This is a genomic window from Bradyrhizobium sp. USDA 4541 (genome assembly GCF_024171085.1).
Taxonomy (GTDB): Bacteria; Pseudomonadota; Alphaproteobacteria; order Rhizobiales; family Xanthobacteraceae; genus Bradyrhizobium; species Bradyrhizobium australafricanum.
The window spans coordinates 7,865,784-7,883,184 of record NZ_JALJZF010000001.1 but is presented as its reverse complement, the minus strand read 5'-3'; the positions used below and the strand labels follow the sequence as shown (position 1 = coordinate 7,883,184).

Sequence of the window (17,401 nt, the reverse complement as noted above, 5' to 3'; positions counted from 1 at the left end):
TGGCCATCAGGTCGGCCGTTGCCGGGTCTGGCTGATCAGCGGTCGGAATGCAGCTTCTCGAGAAACTCCTTCACCCCGCTGACGGCGCCGGTGTTGGAGGCGACATAACCGGGAAGGGCCCCCACCGCCTTGTGGAACTCGCTGCTCTTCATGATGTCGAGCACGCGCTGCATCGGCTCGGTCTCGAGGAAGGCGCGCTTGCACACGAAGAAATAATCTTCCGTGAGCAGGCGGATGAAATCGAGCCCGAACTGCCGCGCCGCGGCCTCGACACCAAAACTCGCATCCGCCATGCCGCTCGCGACATAGGCGGCGACCGCCGCATGGGTGAATTCCATATGCTGGGCGCCGTTGATCCGCCCTTCCGGGATCTTATGCAGCCTCAGCAATTGATCGAATAGCAGCCGCGTGCCGGAATCGTGGTCGCGGTTGACGAAACGGGCCTTGCGCTCGACGAGGTCCTTCAGCGTCGTGATCTTCAGCGGGTTGCCGCGCTTGACCATCAGGCCCATCTCGCGGGTCACGAAATTGATGACGCGGTCCTCGCGCGGATCGAGCCATTCGCGGCAGGCCTTGATGCCCTGCGCGCGCAATTCGCCGCGCGGCAGGTGCACGCCGGAGAGATCGCAGGCGCCCTGCGCCAGCGAGACCAGCGAGTTCTGGTTGCTGACATAGCGCAGATCGACGCCGACGCCGCCCGCGCGATCAAGGAATTCGCGCAGCTTGGATACCGCAAAGCCGTGGCTGGCATGGACCCGGATCACCGACGGTCGCTGCTCGAGAAATGGCTTGATCTCGGTGACCAGTTCCTGCGCGAGGTTCTCGAGCTGCAGCCCGAGCCGCGCCTGCATGCGCTCGCCGGCCCACACCAGCTTCTCGCCGAATGGCGTCAGCTTCGAGCCCTTGCCGCGGTGGGTTTCAACCAGCGGCACGCCGAAGAACTCGGTCCATTGCTCGATCAGGTTCCAGACATGGCGATAGGACAGCTGCGCATCGCTGGCGGCGCTGGTGATCTTTCCGGTCTTCCGGATCTCGTTGAGGATGCCGAGCATCACGACCGCGGTCTGCGGGCTGTCCTCTTTCCGAAAGCGCCAGACGGTCTCGATCTCGATCTGCAGCATCGTGGTCACCACTTATGAAGTTGACTTCATATCCTTGGCATGCCAATCGGCACAAGATATCATATTTACTGCTGATCGAAGCCTCCTAGGTTGAGTGACAACACCAGGAGGAAATATGATGTCCGTTGCATATGACTATGAGCGTGACGCCCGCCGCGCCCCGACCATCAGGGACGAACTGCTGCTGATCGACGGCGCCCGCGTCCGTTCGTTGTCCGGAAATACCTTCAAGTCGCTCAATCCCGCCACCGAGCAGGTGATCGCTACGATTGCCGAAGGCAATGAGGCCGATGTCGATCGTGCCGTGGCGGCTGCCCGCCGCGCCTTCGAGGGGCCGTGGCGCACCATGCGCGCGGCTGAACGTGGCCACATTCTGCTCCGATGGGCTGAACTGCTGAAGCAGCATGCCGACGAGATTGTCGCGCTCGAAAGCCTCGATGCCGGCAAGCCGATTGCGGGTGTGCTGCGCCAGGATTTTCCGGCCGCCATCGACACGCTGACCTATTACGCCGGCTGGGCCGACAAGATCAGCGGCGATGTGGTCTCGGCGCGCGACGACGCGCTGACCTATACGGTGCGCGAGCCGGTCGGCGTGGTCGCCGCGATCGTGCCGTGGAATTTCCCGCTGATGATCGGCATGTGGAAGCTCGCGCCGGCGCTCGCCTGCGGCTGCACGGTGGTGATGAAGCCGGCCGAGCTGACCTCGTTGTCGGCGCTGCGCATCGGCGAGCTCGCGCTCGAGGCCGGTTTGCCGAAGGGCGTGCTCAACATCGTGACCGGGCCCGGTCGCGTCGTCGGCGACGCGCTGGTCAATCATCCCGATGTCGACAAGGTGACGTTCACCGGCTCGCCCGGCGTCGGCCGCGGCATCATGAAGGGCGCCGCCGGCAACTTCAAACGGGTCTCGCTCGAGCTCGGCGGCAAGTCCGCCAATGTGATCTTCGACGATGCCAATCTCGAAGCCGCTGCCAAGGCCGCGGCTGCCGGCATCTTCTTCAACGCCGGGCAGGTCTGCTCGGCCGGCTCGCGCGTGCTGGTGCAGGAGAATGCCTATGACGAGGTGGTCGAGCGTCTGGTCGCCCGCGCCGAGGCGTTGCGGATCGGCGATCCGGCCGATCGCGCCACCGCGCTCGGGCCCGTCATCTCCGAGAAGCAGATGCGCTCGATCCTCGATTATGTCGAGATCGGCAAACATGAGGGCGCGCTGCTGGCCACCGGCGGCGCGCGGGTCGGTGACCGCGGCTATTTCATCAGTCCCGCGGTGTTCGCCAACGTCGCGCACGAGATGCGTATCTCGCAGGAGGAGATCTTTGGCCCCGTCGTCAGCGTGATCAAGTTCAAGGACGAGGCCGATGCGCTGCGCATCGCCAACGGCACGGCGTACAGCCTCGCCGCCGGCGTCTGGAGTGCCGATATGGGCCGCGTGCAGCGCTTCGCCAAAAGGGCCCGCGCCGGCACGGTGTGGATCAATACCTATGGCTACACCGATGTGCGGTTGCCGTGGGGCGGCGAGCGTGACTCCGGCCTCGGCCGCGAGCACGGCACTGCCTCGCTGGACAATTTTACGGAACCGAAGGCGGTGTGGATGAACCTCAACGTTTGATGCGCGTCGAGAGACGCGAGGGCGCGCGTCACAATACAGCTGTCGTCCCGGCGAAGGCCGGGACCCATAACCACGAATATCTGTTGTGGCACACGGGTGGAAATGACGAGTCCCGCCAACAACGACTGCTGCGGAGTATGGGTCCCGGCCTTCGCCGGGACGACGATGTGGAGACATGGTCGTCCGTATGCTTTATCGTCCTGCGCGGAGCCACAAGGGAACACGCGAGACGAGGCGATCGTGCAGACAAAAAAATTCGGCAGAAACGGCCCGCAGGTCTCGGTGATCGGGCAGGGCACCTGGTATCTCGATCGCGGTGACCGCAAGGCGGCCGTCGCTGCGCTGAAGCGCGGCATCGATGCCGGTATGACGCATATCGACACCGCCGAGATGTATGGCGACGCCGAGTTTGTGATCGCGGATGCGACGTCAGGCCGGCGCGACGAGCTGTTCCTGGTCTCGAAAGTCTTGCCGAGCAATGCCTCGCGGCGCGGCACCATCACCGCCTGCGAGCGCTCGCTGAAGCGGCTGAAGACCGATCGCCTCGATTGCTATTTGTTGCACTGGCGCGGAACCACTCCGCTTGCCGAGACGGTCGCGGCGTTCGACGAATTGATCGCCGCGGGCAAGATCCGGTCTTGGGGCGTCAGCAATTTCGACACCGAGGATCTCGACGAACTGCTCGATGTCGCGGGCGAAGGCAAGATCGCGTGCAACCAGGTGCTCTACCATCTGCAGGAGCGCGCCATCGAGCACGCCGTGATTCCCTGGTGCGAGCAGCACGGCGTCGCCGTCGTCGCCTACTCGCCGTTCGGTCACAATGATTTTCCCTCGCCGTCGAGCAGGGCCGGCGCGGTGCTGCAATCGATCGCGCAGGCGCACAAGGCAACGCCGCGCCAGGTGGCGCTGAGCTTCCTCACGCGGCTGCCGTCGGTGCTCGCGATTCCGAAGGCGTCGAACGCGGAACACGCGGCGGAGAATGCGGCTGCGGGAACTCTGAAGCTGAGCGGCGATGAACTCGCCGCGCTCGATGCCGCGTTCTCGCGCGGGCCGAAGCCACGCTCGCTGCCGATGCTCTGAGCGCGTTCCGCTCCACACAGTTCTTAACAAACTGTTGCAGTTGCGGCGGCACACGGCCTGCGGCGGGCGGTCGCGCGCGCTGGCGCATATCGGAGTCCCGTTTTCGGGCATTGTTCTCGCGGCGGAATTGGCGTTTTGTACGAGGAGCAGATTCCCTTTATTTTGCCTTCGAGATTGCCGTGACACCGCCCCCCGCAGCCGTGGCCGCCAGGCTGGACAGCGTTCCCCTTTCATTGCCCGCAAAGACCGCGCCCGCAGCGACAAGCAAGGCGCCCGCCCGCACCGACCGGCCGTTCAAGGGCATCGCGCTGATCCTGCTGTCGACCGTGTTCCTGGGCACCTCCGACGTCACGGCAAAATATCTCTCCTCCACGCTGCCCTCGATCGAGATCGCCTGGATCCGCTTCCTGGTGTTTGCGATGATCATGACGCCGGCGATGCTGCCAGGCTCGCCGCTGTTCGCGCTGCGCAGCAGCCGTCCCGGCCTGCACGTGCTGCGCGGCGCCGCGCTGCTCGGCTCCTCGCTGATCTTCATCACGGGGCTCGGCTTCCTGCCGATCGCCGAAGCCTCCGCCACCAGCTTCGTCTCGCCGCTGTTCGTCACCGCGCTGTCGATCGCCTTCCTCGGTGAGAGGGTCGGCATGCGACGCTGGATCGCGACCGCGGTCGGCCTCGCCGGCGTGTTCATCATCCTGCGGCCGGGCACCAGTGCCTTCCATCCCGCCGCGATCTTTCCGATCGTCTCGGCGCTGGCGTGGGCGGCCACGTTGATCCTGACGCGCATGATGAGCGGCAGCGAGCGCCCGATCACCGTGATGACCTATTCGTCGATCGTCGGCGTCGCCATCGTCAGCGCGCTGGTGCCGTTCGTCTGGGTCACGCCGAGCTGGCACGACATCATGTTCGGCATCCTGATCGGCGTTGCGTCCACCGTCGGACAGTGGATCGTGGTGCTGGCGTTCCGCTATGGCGATGCCTCGGTGCTGGCGCCGTTCTCCTACACGCAGCTGCTGTGGGTCAGCATCCTCGGCTTCATGATCTTCGGCGAAGTGCCTGACCGTTGGACCATTCTCGGCGCCGGCTTCATCGTCGCCTCAGGCCTCTACACTGCGCACCGTGAGCGCGTCCGACGGTCGCAGCTGCTGACCGTGGCCAGCGAGCCGTCGCCGAACGCCTGAGCGTCCGGACGAAATCGTGCGTTGGTTGCGAAGCCGGCATCAAGTAGCGTTGCGCGGGTACAACAGTCGGGCCGGAATCTTTGATGTCGGGTCGCTGAATCACCGGATTTCGGAAACGATCGGCAACCTCACGGTTCGCCGCGTGCTAACCCTAGCCCCAAGAGCGCCGCAGAGCGTTTGGGGGTCGGGTACGTGCATTTTGGTTCGTTCTTTTTCCTGTCAGGCGATCGGTCGTCTCGCGCTGCGATGGCCTTGGCACTCTGCGCCCTGACCAGCGCAATCGCGTTGCCGACCGGTTCGGCACGAGCGCAGAGCTACACCTGGGGCGGCACGGGCAGCTCGACGAGCACCGATGTCTACGAACTCCCGACCAACTGGTCGACCACGTCGGCCGGCGCGCCGCCGATCCTCCCGAACCAGTCGGCCATTTTCGATTCATCGGGATCGGCGACGGTCACCATCGGGCCCGGCTTGATGCTGCCGGGGTCCTGGACCTTCACCGCCAATTCGCAATCCTACACGATCAATGGCAACCCGGTTGGCTTCAGCCTGTCCGGGCCGACCGGCGGGCTGATCAACCAGGCCAACAACGGCCAGACCATCACGATCAACGCCAACCTCACCGACGGCATTGGCGGTCCGGCGATGGTGCAGCAGCTCGGCAACAGCACGCTGGCGCTCGCGGGCACCAATGCCTATTCCGGCGGCACGCTGATCTCCGCCGGAACCGTGCAGGTGACGAATGCGGATTCGGTCGGCACCGGCACCATCACGCTCAATGGCGGCACGTTCCAGATGCAGTCGCCGACGGTCTCGAGCGTCGCCTTCGCCAACAACATCGCGGTCAATACGGCCGGCGGCACGGTCGATGCGAACGGCGCCCAGGTCAATCTCCAGGGCGTGATCGCCGACGGCGTCGGCGCCGGGGTTCTGCGCCTGATCGACGCGTCCGCGTCCGGATTCTCCAATGTGTAGCTCTCCGGCGCCAACACCTATTCCGGCGGCACGCTGGTGGTCGATACGACCGTTGTCGTCAGCAACAACAGTTCGGTCGGGTCAGGCACCGTCACGCTCGACAATGCCTCGTTTCAGGCCGACGGCCTCAGCAACCTGACCTTCGCCAACAACTTCAAGATCAATACGTCGGCCATCGGCAGCGCGATCGATGCCAATGGCGTCACGCTCACGATCGCCGGCAACATCGCCGACGGCAACGGCCCCGGCAAGCTGACCGTGCTGGATAATTCAGGCGGCCTCGGCCGCGTGGTGCTGCTCGGCACCAACACCTACACCGGCGGCACCACGATCTGCGATTGCGCGACATTGCAACTCGGCGACGCCAGCCACACCGCTTCGATCGTCGGCGAGGTCGCCGTCGACGGCAAGTTCGACGTCGTGAATGCCAACACCGCGGGCATCACCAAGATCGTCAACGACGGCTTCAACGGGATCGCCACCACGACGTTCTACAATTCCACCACGGCGTCGACGGCGACGATCGTCAACCAGAATTTCGGCATCACGGAGTTTCGCGACAGCAGCACCGCTGGCAATGCCACCGTGAGCAACACCAATGGTGCGCTCACAGTGTTCCGCGACACCAGTTCTGCCGGCAACGCCAGGTTCACCAACACCAACGGCGGCACTGTGGTGTTCGGCGACGCGTTTGGTCCTCCCGGCGGCTCCGACACCAGCACGGCCGCCAAGGCCGTGATCGACAACTCCAACGGCGGCGCCGCGGTGTTTCTGGGCCACACCAATGCAGGGCAGGCAACCATCACCAATGGCACCAATGGCGGCTCGACGCAGTTTTTCGAGTCCTCATCTGCGGCTTCGGCAACCATCGTTACGCTCGCGGGCGGTCAGGTCGCCTTTTTTCAGAACAGCACGGCGGCGAACGCCAGTTTCGACAACAGCGGCGTGCTCTATTTCGGATCTGTCGGTATCAACCCGGTAGAGGCGCCGACCGCGGCCAACGCGACGATCGTCAATCGGGCTGGCGGCGTTCTCCAGTTCGATGCCTATGCCACCGCGGGCAATGCGATTATCGACAACCAGGCCGGCAGCCAACACATCTTCACGGCGTTCGCTACCACGGGCGACGCCACCATTACCACTGAAGCCGGCAGTACCATTAAGTTCTTCAACAACGCGACCGGCGGCAACGCACAGTTCATCACCAACGGCACCGGACTGGTCGATTTCTCGCTCAGCACGGGGCTGAACGGCGACGGGCGCATCACCGCGGGTTCGATCGCAGGCTCCGGCTTCTATTATATCGGCTCAGGCAACACCCTCGCCGTTGGCAGCAATAATCTCTCGACGACGCTCAGCGGCGTGCTTGCCGACTTCGATCCGTTGAACCCATTCCATATCTGTGGCTGCTTCGGCGGCGGCCGCACCGGTCCCGCCAATTTCGAGAAGATCGGCAGCGGCACGCTGACCCTGTCGGGCACCAATACCTACACCGGCACCACCGTCGTCAACGGCGGCATTCTTCAGGTCGACGGCTCGATCGCCTCGTCGAGCCTCACCACGGTGAATGCCGGTGGCGCGCTGTCCGGCATCGGCACCGTCGGCAACACGACGATTGCAAGCGGCGGCATCCTGATGCCCGGCAACGCGACACTAGGCACATCCCTGAACGTGGCGGGCAACCTCGCCTTCCAGTCGGGGGCACTGTACCTCGTCGGGCTCAATTCGACGGCGTCCACCTTGGCCAAGGTGAGCGGCAGTGCGACGCTGGCCGGATCGGTCGGCGTCAGCGTCGCCGCCGGCAGTACGATCGCCAAGCAATACACCATCCTGTCGGCGGCCGGCGGCCGCAACGGCACGTTCGCCGGTATCGATTCAACCGGGCTGCCGTCGAACCTCGTCGCGACGCTCGGCTATGACGCGAGCAACGCCTATCTGAACTTCACGCTCGATTACGGCGCCAAGTCGAAGCTGAACGTCAATCAGCAGAACGTCGCCGCCACGGTGCAGAACTTCTTCAGCGCCAATGGCGGTATCAACGCGGTGTTCGCCGGGCTGTCGCCGAACGGCCTGACGCAGGTCTCGGGCGAGGGCGCGACCGGCTCGCAGCAGGCGACGTTCAACGCGATGGGCCTGTTCCTCGGTCTGCTGACCGATCCATTTGTTGTCGGGCGCGATGGTGGGTTTGGCGGCGGCGCGGGGGCGACGCCGTTCGCCGAGGAGAGCACCCCGCTCGCCTATGCGGCGCGCCAGACCGAACCGCGCGATGCGCTGGCCGCGATCTACACCAAGGCGCCGCCGCGGCTGGTCGATTTCGAGCAGCGCTGGAGCGTGTGGGCGACGGGCTATGGCGGCTCGCAGACCACCAGCGGCAATGCGGTGCTGGGCTCGAATAACACCAGCAGCAGCCTCTATGGCACCGCGGTTGGCGCCGACTACCGCTTCTCGCCGAACACCATCGCCGGCTTTGCGCTCGCCGGCGGCGCCACCAGCTTCAGCGTCAACGGTCTCGGCTGGGGTCGCTCCGATCTGTTCCAGGCCGGCGCATTCGTTCGCCACAGCGTCGGCGCCGCGTACTTGAGCGCGGCGCTCGCCTATGGCTGGCAGGATGTCACCACCGATCGCATCGTCACCGCGGCCGGCGCCGATCACCTGCGCGCCAGCTTCAATGCCAATGCCTGGTCGGGCCGGCTCGAGGGCGGCTATCGCACTGCCACGCCGTGGGTCGGGCTGACGCCTTACGCGGCGGCACAGTTCACGAGCTTCGAGCTGCCGGCCTATGCGGAGAGCGTCGTTTCCGGCGGCGGCACCTTCGCGCTGAATTATGCCGCGAAGAGCGTCACCGACGTCCGGAGCGAACTCGGTCTGCGCTCCGACAAATCGTTCGTTATTGACGGCGGCATCTTCACGCTGCGCGGCCGCGTTGCCTGGGCGCATGACTTCAATCCGGACCGCGCCGTTGGTGCGGTGTTCCAGACGCTGCCCGGCGCGGCCTTCGTGGTCAACGGCGCGGCGCAGGCCAGCGACTCGGCGCTGACCACGGCCTCCGCCGAGCTGAAGTGGCGCAACGGCTGGTCGGCCGCCGCGACCTTCGAGGGCGAATTCTCCAACGTGACACAGTCTTACGCCGGCAAGGGCGTTATGCGCTATACGTGGTGACCCTCCGTGCTATAGCCTCCTGCGGCGAAAGCTTGTCCCGGACTTGATCCGCGACAGCATTTCGCGAGACGAAATACGCATCAAAATGAGTGGGACAAAACCCACGCGGGAGGGAATATGCGCGCAGCGATCTTCAGGAACGGCGAGATTGTCGTCGACCGGGTGCCCGAGCCGAAGCCCGGCGCCGGCCAGGTGCTGGTCAAATCGCTCGCCTGCGGCATCTGCGGTTCCGATCTGCACGCACGCAAGCATGCCCACCGCATGGTGGAGCTGAGCAAGTTCCTGCCCGGTCGCACGCCGATGGATCTGTCGCGCGACGTCGTGTTCGGCCATGAGTTCTGCTGCGAGGTCCTCGACTACGGCCCGAACACGACGCGCAAGCTGAAGCCCGGGACGAAAGTGTGCTCGCTGCCGGCGCTGCTGACGCCGGAGGGCCCGAAGGGCATCGGCTATTCCAACGATTATCTCGGCGGCTATGCCGAGCAGATGCTGCTCAGCGAGCCGCTGCTGCTCGAAGTGCCGAACGGGCTTGCGGCCGAGCACGCCGCGCTCACCGAACCGCTTGCGGTCGGCGTGCATGCGGTGGCGATGGCCAACATCCAGGGCGGCGAGGTGCCGTTGGTGATCGGCTGCGGACCGGTCGGGCTGGCGGTGATCGCGGCGCTGAAGATCAGGGGGCTCGGACCGATCGTTGCTGCGGATTATTCGCCGGCGCGGCGCCTGCTCGCCGAGAAGATGGGCGCCGATGTGGTGGTCGATCCCGCCAGGACGCAGCCCTATGCGAGCTGGGCCGAGCACGCCCAGATGACCGATGCGGAGAAGGCGGCGCGTCCGCCGATGCAGGCGCTGCTGCCGCCGCTGAAGCCTGCGCTGATCTTCGAATGCGTCGGCGTGCCCGGCGTGCTGCAGCAGGTGTTCGAGGGCGCCCCGCGCAGCGCCCGTGTCGTCGTGGTCGGCGTCTGCATGGAGACCGACAAGTCCGAGCCGATGCTCGGCATCATCAAGGAGCTCAACGTCCAATATGTGCTCGGCTACACGCCCGAGGAATTCGCCTATTCGCTGCGCCTGATCGCGGAAGGCCAGGTCGATGCCGCATCGCTGGTCACTGGCCGCGTCGGCATCGACGGCGTCGCGCAGGCGTTTGCCGATCTCGCCAATCCCGAGGCGCACACCAAGATCCTGGTCGAGCCGTGGCGCTGATTTGGCGTTGAACCTGGCGCTAAACTGATGGCCAGGGGCGCGGTTTGCATTTCGTGACGCCGAATCTATAGTTCGCTGTCTCGTATCGCACTGACAGCACGTACCTCATGCGAATTTCGATCATCACGGGAGGCGGCTCCGGCATCGGCGCCGCAGTCGCGCGCCGGCTCGCCGGCCCCGCTCAATCCCTGATGCTGCACGGACAGGGCGTCGAGGCCGCTGGCCTCGCGCGGCTGAATTCGGTCGCGGAGGAATGCCGCAGCAAGGGCGCGAAGGTCGAGGTGAGCACCGGCGATCTCGCCAAGGCCGGCGCCGGCACCGCGCTGGTCGCGGCAACGCGGGCCGCGTTCGGGCCGATCGACAGCATCGTGCACGCCGCGGGCTTTGCCGACCGGCGCGAATTCTTAAGCCTGCCGCGCGAGGCGCTGGAGCGCGCCTTCGCGGTGATGGCTGCGGCCTTCCATGAAATCGCGGCGGCGGCGCTGTCCGACCTCACGCGCAGCGCGCAAGGCCGCGTCGTCGCGGTGTCGAGCTTCGGGCCGCATCGCTTCGTGCCCGGCGCCACCTATCCGGGATCGGCCGCCGCGAAGGCCGCGCTCGAGGTGCTGGTGAAGTCGCTCGCGATCGAGCTCGCCGCGTCAGGCGCCACCGCCAACGCCGTGATGCCGGGCTACACCCGCAAGGATCCCGGTCTGTTCGGCGCGCTTGATACCGCGACCTGGGAGAGCGTCGCAAAGGCCAATCCGATGCAGCGGCTGGCCGAGGCCGACGAGGTCGCGGCCGTCGTCGCCTTCCTGCTGTCGCCGGAAGCATGCCACGTCACTGGCGCGACGCTGCCGGTCGATGGCGGGCTGACCTTGATGTGACGCCATGAGCGAGGGCGAACCAACAGAGCAGGTCGATGTTGCGGTGCTCGGTGCCGGTATGGTCGGCGTCTCGGCGGCCCTCGCCGCGCAACAGCGCGGGCTCTCCGTCGTCGTCGTCGATCGCCGCGAGCCCGGCAGCGAAACCTCCTACGGCAATGCCGGCATCATCTCCTCGGGCTCGATCCTGCCGCTCAATACGCCGTCGCTGCTGAAGAACCTGCCGAAATATCTGACCAACGCGCATCCGGCGTTGCGCTGGAACATTGCGTGGGCGCTCGCCAATGCCGGCTGGGTGATGCGCTTCCTCGCGGCGGCAACGCCGTGGCAGACCAAACCGCGCGCCGCCGCGCTGCACGGCCTGATCGGGACCTCGCTGAAGCTGCATCGCGACTGGATCGTGCAGGCCGGCGCCAGCCATCGCATCCGCGAGACCGGCTGGCTCAAGGCCTGGCGCAGCGACGGGCTCGCCGCCGCCCAGGCCGAGCAGGCAGCGCTCGCCGAGTTCGGCATCAGGAGCGAGGTGCTTGATCGCCAGGCGATCTCCGCGCTCGAGCCCAACATCATTCCTGCCTATAGCGTCGGCCTGCTGCACACGCAGACGGCATCGGTCGATTCACCCGGCGCAGTGGTCAAGGCCTACGCGCAGATGTTCGCCGCTGGCGGGGGCACGATCAGGCAATCCGGAATCCGGCGGATCGAGCCGCACGGCGACGGCTGGCGCGTGCAGCTCGCCGACGGCGAGATCGCCGCGCGCCATGTCGTGGTCGCGCTCGGGCCGTGGTCGGCCGAGCTGCTGCAGCCGCTCGGCTATCGCGTGCCGCTGGCGTTCGAGCGCGGCTATCATCAGCATTTCGTGCCGAACCCGGCACGCAAATTGCTGCGGCCGATCCATGATGCGGAGGGCGGCTTTCTGATGACGCCGATGGAGCAGGGCGTTCGCGTCACCAGCGGCGTCGAGCTCACCGCGCGCGACGCGCCGTCGAATTTTTCGCAGCTCGAGGCGGTGGTGCCGATGGCGCGCAGCGTGGTTGAATTTGGCGATGCGCTCGGCGAGCGCTGGCGCGGCGCGCGGCCGACGCTGCCCGACAGCCTGCCGATGATCGGCGAGGCGCCGCGACATCGCGGGCTCTGGCTCGCCTTCGGCAACCAGCATATCGGCTTCACCACTGGCCCCGGAACGGGCGCCGCAATTGCGGCGATGATCGCGGGCGATGCGCCGCCGTTCGAGGTGCGGGCATTTTCGCCCGCCCGGTATATCGCGTGACTCGCGCGAGACCGCCTGCAATGCTTGGCGATCAAGCGCGCGGCAACCGAGGGGCAGGATGAACTACGTCTGGGATTTCGGCATCCTTGCCAAGTACAGCCATCTGTTCTGGCTCGGGCTCGGCTGGACCATCGCCTACACGATCGGCACCATCATCCTCGGGACCCTGATCGGCCTGATCGTCGGCATGCTGCGGCTGCGGCGCATTCCCGTGATCGACTGGCTCCTGATCGCCTATATCGAATTGTTCCGCTGCACGCCGCTGCTGGTGCAGATCATCTGGTTCTACTACGCGTTTCCGGTCGTGATCGGCGTCAACATCCCGGCGCATGTCGCCGCCGTCAGCGTGCTGTCGCTCTATGGCGGCGCATTCTACGCCGAGATCGTGCGCGGCTCGATCGAGAGCGTGCCGGTCGGGCAGTGGGACGCGGCGAAGGCGCTCGGCTTCCGCGGCTGGCGCCTGATGCGGCTCGTGATCCTGCCGCAGGCGCTGAAGCCGATGATGGCGCCCTATGTCAACCAGTCGGTCACGCAGCTCAAGAACACCTCGCTGGTCTCGATCATCGCGGTACCCGATCTCGTCTACAACGCGACCTTGATCAACGCCGACACCTACCGGCCGCTCGAGGTCTACACCATCGTGGCGCTGATCTATTTTGCGATCCTGTTGCCGTCGACGCTGGTGGCGAGGCGGTTGGAGCGCGGGCTGACCTACGACAAGGTGTGAGTTGCCTGACCTCTCCCGCTTGCGGGGGAGGTCGGATCGCATCGTTAGGTGCGATCCGGGTGGGGGCTCTCTCCATACATAGGGTGTCGCTTGTGGCGACACCCCCACCCCGGCCCTCCCCGCAAGCGGGAGAGGGGGATCACTGCCGTCTCGGCAATCGCCTCAGATACTCAACTCCACCGGTACATCCTCGGGCTTGACGCCGGCAAGGCCGAGGCCCTTGACGAACCATTCGCGCATCTGGCCGATGCCGCGGTTGTAGTCGATCCACACCGAGAGAAAATCGCGCCAGCGCTTGTCGGCTTCGCGCCGTACCGCCGTGCCGCTCGCGATCGTCACCGATGGCGAGGCCAGGATCTTGTAGGTGCCGAGGTTCGGGTTCTTGGCGATCGCGGTCAGCCCGAGCACCAGCGCGTTGACCACGCAATCGACGCGACCCGACGACATTTCCAGCATCACCTCGTCGCGCGACTTCAGCGACTTGATGGTGGCGTTCGGCGCAAAGCGGCGCGCCACCGCCTCGTTGGCCGAGCCGACGTCGACCGCGATCTTGACCTCGGGCTTGTTGATGTCGGCCCAGGTCTTGGCTTCCAGCCCCTTCCTCAGCATCGCGCCGAACGGATGCGGGAACACCAGATTGGTGAAATCGACCACCAGCGCGCGCTGCGGCGTCGGGTTGAGCGCGAAGCCGAGGTCGATCTTGTTGGCCTGCAGATCAAGGATTGAATTGCCGTAGGTCGACTCGACATATTCCAGCTTGACGTCGAGCAGTTTGACCAGGTCGTTGGCCATCTCGATCGAGAAGCCGGACCAGGTGCCCGAGGCGAGGTCCTTGTTGAAATAGGGCAGCTCGCCCGGCAGCACCGCGATCCGCAGCACCTTGTTGGCCCGGATGCGATCCAGCGTGTTGTCGGCTGGCGTCTGCGCCGAGGCCGGCGTTGCCATCGCGGCCGCGAGCGCCGCGCCGCTGCCGATCCCGAGCGCATAGCGCAGCGCGTCGCGGCGATCTTCGGAGATTTTGATGTCGTCGGATTGAGTCAAGCGGGCCTCCCTGCACCAGATCGGGGGAAGCCTAGCGTCGGTATCCGGTGCCAGCAAGTGCGCGCGCCTGCACCATTGGTAGGCAAGGCGAGGGCGCGGTCGCCTACGTGCCGGACTTCACCTCTCCCGCTTGTGGGGGAGGTCGAATAAGCCGCGAACCGCGCCCCTAGGGGTTAGCAACGATAGGTCATGTTCGCCCCTGTGACCGAAGAAAAGAAAACGGCGGGGAAGCTCAGTTCGGCTACCCAATCGAGCACTTGGTTGTCTGTCTGGGTTTCTGGACTTGAAAGGTGTGGAAACTGAAAAAGCACCGTCCCGTGAATGTCCAAAAGAACGAGACGATCGATAACCCAAACATCACCGTCGTCGGTCGAGAAAAATTTTGCCAGCAATTCTGCTGTTCCGTCAGAACGAAGCCTGAGAGTGGGGCCGTTGTTCAGGGTGCCGTTCAAGAAGCCGGACAGCTTGCAATCGCCGTAACGAATAGGCGCGCTCCAACTGAGGTCAAGGGTTTGGATGGCATGTGTCGCAACACCCTTATAGCTTTCTGGCTGGTCGGTCGCCGAGCTTTTGCTTTCAAGATGTTCTTTCAACATAGCGTACGCCTCCTTCTAGCCCGCGAATTGCGAGCAACCTCTGGTTTAAAGGGAGGGCGCAAAAGGACCAGTGAGCTGCCTCACAATCTACAATCGCGATTTAGTGATCCTCCCCCGTAAGCGGCTAGTGCATCTACACGTTTGTCGGGCCATTTGCGAGGATTTGGAAGCGGGCCATTCCGGTGTGGAAGGTGATTGGTCCAGGTGGACGGTGGGAGGCGTAGCCGGTCCATCCGCCGAGTTTTGCGATGATCCATGCCGCCCAAGCAAGAGTGTTGGGGCGATGGTGGTTTTTCTGAAGCTCGGTGCGACCTTTCATGGTTTTGTTGATGGCCCTGAGCGTCTCGATCTCTTCTGCGGTGAAGACAAATTCAGCCGGCAATTCTTCGCCACTGTTGCGGGCCTGAACGAGTTGAATGACGATACATGCCGCTCTGGTGGCGACCGCCACGAGCTTGATCAGGCCTTCGGCGCTCTCGATCTGACTATCCTCGATGCGCAAACCCTGGCTCTTCAGCGAGCGAAAGAGTTGCTCAATGATCCAGCGCTGGCGGTACCAGGAGACGATCTGCCAGGCGTCTTTAACGGTGGCGACCGGATGAGTGGTCAGGAGCAGCCAGCGAATGGGCTCCGCACCTCTCGGCGGATGCAACTCGACCACTTCTACGAAGCTGAGTTTGATGCCCTCCGCCAAGTCGGTGACGCCGGGCCTCTGCGGCCGCTTGAGCACGACGGTTCCGAAGCGCATCGAGAGATGGGCCTGCCGGCCGCGCCGATCCATTCGCTGCGGCAGATCGATCACCGCGTTGTCGCAGAAGCGGCTCCGCTCGACCGCCTGATAAAGTGTGTCGCCATCGACCAGCGCATGGTCGTGCATGGCACGCGACAGAAGATGGACATTCTCAGCTGGCGTCAGCGCCCAGTGAGCAAAGAAATCCCCCTCGCGGTCGTTGACGACGGTGATCATGCGGGCATCTGCCAGGACGTCGCGGCCTTGCTCGGCGGCCGTCACCCAGCGCGCCGACTCCTTGTCGGCCAAGGCGCGCCGCTCATGCGGGATTTTTACCTTGCCTTTGCGCGTCCAAACGTTGCCGCCAGTAAGGCCAAGACAGACCCCGCTGTCGGCATCCACCGCCATCATCGCATGCAACAGCACGCCGCGAGCATTGCCCTTGCCGACTTTGCCCAGCCCGCGCCGCCGTCCCGCCTGGGTCTGGAACTTGACCTCGCTCGTATCCTGGATCGCCAGCACATGACGCCCGCTGACCGCAGTCCGCGTCTGCGTGCTCCAGCCCTCAATCAATTTATCGATCGTGACTTGGGGGTTGTTCACAAACCGCCAGAACGCCATATTGGCAGCCCAATCGCCCCGGGCCATCTGGCGCAAGCAGACGCTGCGCGTGCAAAGCATAGCCCGGAGAAGCGTCGCCCCCTTTTGTCGAGACGAACGTCCCCGAACTCACCCAAAGACAAATCCGGCTGCATCGCTGGCGCTCCTTCGAATCAAAGCGCCAGTGAGAGAATCATACAACATGCTGCAGAGACGCCACTTCTTGCTGCACCGAGTCAATCTGTCGCGCCCCAAAACCGTGTAGACACGCTAGCCGTAAGCGGGGGAGGACAGAGCGTGCTCGTGCCCAGAATCAATATCGTCCCGGCACGTACATCTCCTGCGGGATCGGGCCGCGGTGATAGTCCGGGTTGCGCACCCGCGGCGGCAGCACCACCGGCTGGTGGGTGACCGCCTGATAGGGGATCAGGCTCAAGAGATGCGAGATGCAGTTGAGCCGGGCGCGCTTCTTGTCGACTGCATCGACGATCCACCACGGCGAGTCCTGCAGGTGCGTGCGTTCCAGCATCGTTTCCTTCGCCTTGGTGTAGAGCTCCCAGCGGGTCCGCGCCTCGACGTCCATCGGGCTCAGCTTCCACTGCTTCAGCGGATCCTGGATCCGCATCGAGAAGCGGAACGCCTGTTCCTCGTCGGTGATCGAGAACCAGTATTTCAGGAGGACGGTGCCGGAGCGGATCAGCATGCGCTCGAATTCCGGCACCGAGTTGAAGAATTCCTCATACTGCTCGTCGCTGCAGAACCCCATCACCTTCTCGACGCCGGCGCGGTTGTACCAGCTGCGGTCGAACAGCACGATCTCGCCGCCGGCCGGCAGATGCGAGACATAGCGCTGGAAGTACCATTGCGTGCGCTCGCGCTCGTTCGGCGCCGGCAGCGCCGCGATACGGCAGACCCGCGGGTTGAGCCGCTGGGTGATGCGCTTGATCACGCCGCCCTTGCCGGCGGAATCGCGGCCCTCGAACAGCACGACGACCTTCTTCTTCTCGTGCTGCACCCAGTCCTGCAGCTTGACCAACTCGCCCTGCAGCCGCAGCAATTCGCGGAAATAGAACTTGCGGTCGATCGACAGCCTGCCGGCGGCGCCGTCATGGTCGAGCTCGTCGAGCCTCACGTCGTCGAGCTCGAGCTCGAGTTCCTCGTCGAGGCTGTCGGCCATCTCCTGATGGATGCGGGCGCGCAAGGCTTCATCCCGGGAGGCTTCGTCGGTGAGGGCGGAGGTCGTCATGAAGGTCCGTCTTTC

At 64.9% G+C, this 17,401-nt stretch carries 14 protein-coding genes; 9 read left to right on the top strand and 5 right to left on the bottom strand.

Annotated elements, in window-relative coordinates:
- Positions 1–35 precede the first annotated feature (35 nt).
- Positions 36–1,121, bottom strand: a complete 1,086-nt coding sequence (locus J2R80_RS37855; protein ID WP_057017575.1) for a substrate-binding domain-containing protein — start codon at positions 1,119–1,121, stop codon at positions 36–38.
- A gap of 118 nt (positions 1,122–1,239) precedes the next feature.
- Between J2R80_RS37855 and J2R80_RS37850 the strand changes: the two genes are divergently transcribed.
- From J2R80_RS37850 to J2R80_RS37810, 9 genes are all read left to right on the top strand, one after another.
- Positions 1,240–2,724, top strand: a complete 1,485-nt coding sequence (locus J2R80_RS37850) for an aldehyde dehydrogenase family protein (RefSeq protein WP_253640372.1) — start codon at positions 1,240–1,242, stop codon at positions 2,722–2,724.
- A 240-nt stretch (positions 2,725–2,964) separates the two neighbouring features.
- Positions 2,965–3,804, top strand: coding sequence for an aldo/keto reductase (locus J2R80_RS37845; protein ID WP_253587469.1), 840 nt, complete (start codon positions 2,965–2,967; stop codon positions 3,802–3,804).
- Positions 3,805–4,037: 233 nt separating this feature from the next.
- Positions 4,038–4,982: a DMT family transporter gene (locus J2R80_RS37840; protein ID WP_253590479.1), complete on the top strand. Its 945-nt coding sequence runs from the start codon at positions 4,038–4,040 to the stop codon at positions 4,980–4,982.
- Positions 4,983–5,228: 246 nt separating this feature from the next.
- On the top strand, positions 5,229–5,957 hold the full coding sequence (locus J2R80_RS37835; protein ID WP_253640371.1) for an autotransporter-associated beta strand repeat-containing protein: 729 nt from the start codon (positions 5,229–5,231) through the stop codon (positions 5,955–5,957).
- Between the two features lie 36 nt (positions 5,958–5,993).
- Positions 5,994–9,116: an autotransporter domain-containing protein gene (locus J2R80_RS43560; protein ID WP_253640370.1), complete on the top strand. Its 3,123-nt coding sequence runs from the start codon at positions 5,994–5,996 to the stop codon at positions 9,114–9,116.
- A gap of 117 nt (positions 9,117–9,233) precedes the next feature.
- On the top strand, positions 9,234–10,316 hold the full coding sequence (locus tag J2R80_RS37825; RefSeq protein ID WP_057017508.1) for a zinc-binding dehydrogenase: 1,083 nt from the start codon (positions 9,234–9,236) through the stop codon (positions 10,314–10,316).
- A gap of 107 nt (positions 10,317–10,423) precedes the next feature.
- A complete protein-coding gene (locus J2R80_RS37820) occupies positions 10,424–11,182 on the top strand; it encodes an SDR family NAD(P)-dependent oxidoreductase (RefSeq protein ID WP_253587467.1) in 759 nt (252 codons plus the stop codon).
- Between the two features lie 4 nt (positions 11,183–11,186).
- Positions 11,187–12,446: an FAD-binding oxidoreductase gene (locus J2R80_RS37815; protein WP_253587466.1), complete on the top strand. Its 1,260-nt coding sequence runs from the start codon at positions 11,187–11,189 to the stop codon at positions 12,444–12,446.
- 58 nt (positions 12,447–12,504) lie between these two features.
- A complete protein-coding gene (locus J2R80_RS37810) occupies positions 12,505–13,173 on the top strand; it encodes an amino acid ABC transporter permease (protein ID WP_253640369.1) in 669 nt (222 codons plus the stop codon).
- Positions 13,174–13,335: 162 nt separating this feature from the next.
- Here the strand turns inward: J2R80_RS37810 and J2R80_RS37805 are convergent, their stop codons facing one another.
- The 4 genes from J2R80_RS37805 to ppk2 all read right to left on the bottom strand — a co-directional run bounded on the left by J2R80_RS37805 (position 13,336) and on the right by ppk2 (position 17,386).
- Entirely contained in the window at positions 13,336–14,214 is an 879-nt protein-coding gene (locus J2R80_RS37805) for a transporter substrate-binding domain-containing protein (protein ID WP_076827009.1), read from the bottom strand.
- Between the two features lie 173 nt (positions 14,215–14,387).
- Positions 14,388–14,810 (bottom strand): DUF6294 family protein, encoded by a 423-nt coding sequence (locus tag J2R80_RS37800; protein ID WP_028331873.1) that lies wholly within the window; start codon positions 14,808–14,810, stop codon positions 14,388–14,390.
- A gap of 133 nt (positions 14,811–14,943) precedes the next feature.
- A complete protein-coding gene (locus tag J2R80_RS37795) occupies positions 14,944–16,188 on the bottom strand; it encodes an IS4 family transposase (RefSeq protein ID WP_244558664.1) in 1,245 nt (414 codons plus the stop codon).
- Positions 16,189–16,453: 265 nt separating this feature from the next.
- The gene (gene ppk2 / locus J2R80_RS37790; RefSeq protein WP_253640368.1) at positions 16,454–17,386 is read right to left on the bottom strand and encodes a polyphosphate kinase 2; all 933 of its coding nucleotides are present in this window, start codon (positions 17,384–17,386) and stop codon (positions 16,454–16,456) included.
- Positions 17,387–17,401: the final 15 nt, after the last annotated feature.

Excerpts from the sequence above, each read along its gene's own strand:
- J2R80_RS37855 (WP_057017575.1), bottom strand. The coding sequence starts at position 1,121 with ATGCTGCAGATCGAGATCGAGACCGTCTGGCGCTTTCGGAAAGAGGAC.
- J2R80_RS37850 (WP_253640372.1), top strand. The coding sequence starts at position 1,240 with ATGTCCGTTGCATATGACTATGAGCGTGACGCCCGCCGCGCCCCGACC.
- J2R80_RS37835 (WP_253640371.1), top strand. The coding sequence starts at position 5,229 with ATGGCCTTGGCACTCTGCGCCCTGACCAGCGCAATCGCGTTGCCGACC.
- J2R80_RS37825 (WP_057017508.1), top strand. The coding sequence starts at position 9,234 with ATGCGCGCAGCGATCTTCAGGAACGGCGAGATTGTCGTCGACCGGGTG.
- J2R80_RS37820 (WP_253587467.1), top strand. The coding sequence starts at position 10,424 with ATGCGAATTTCGATCATCACGGGAGGCGGCTCCGGCATCGGCGCCGCA.
- J2R80_RS37815 (WP_253587466.1), top strand. The coding sequence starts at position 11,187 with ATGAGCGAGGGCGAACCAACAGAGCAGGTCGATGTTGCGGTGCTCGGT.
- J2R80_RS37810 (WP_253640369.1), top strand. The coding sequence starts at position 12,505 with ATGAACTACGTCTGGGATTTCGGCATCCTTGCCAAGTACAGCCATCTG.
- J2R80_RS37800 (WP_028331873.1), bottom strand. The coding sequence starts at position 14,810 with ATGTTGAAAGAACATCTTGAAAGCAAAAGCTCGGCGACCGACCAGCCA.
- J2R80_RS37795 (WP_244558664.1), bottom strand. The coding sequence starts at position 16,188 with ATGGCCCGGGGCGATTGGGCTGCCAATATGGCGTTCTGGCGGTTTGTG.
- ppk2 (WP_253640368.1), bottom strand. The coding sequence starts at position 17,386 with ATGACGACCTCCGCCCTCACCGACGAAGCCTCCCGGGATGAAGCCTTG.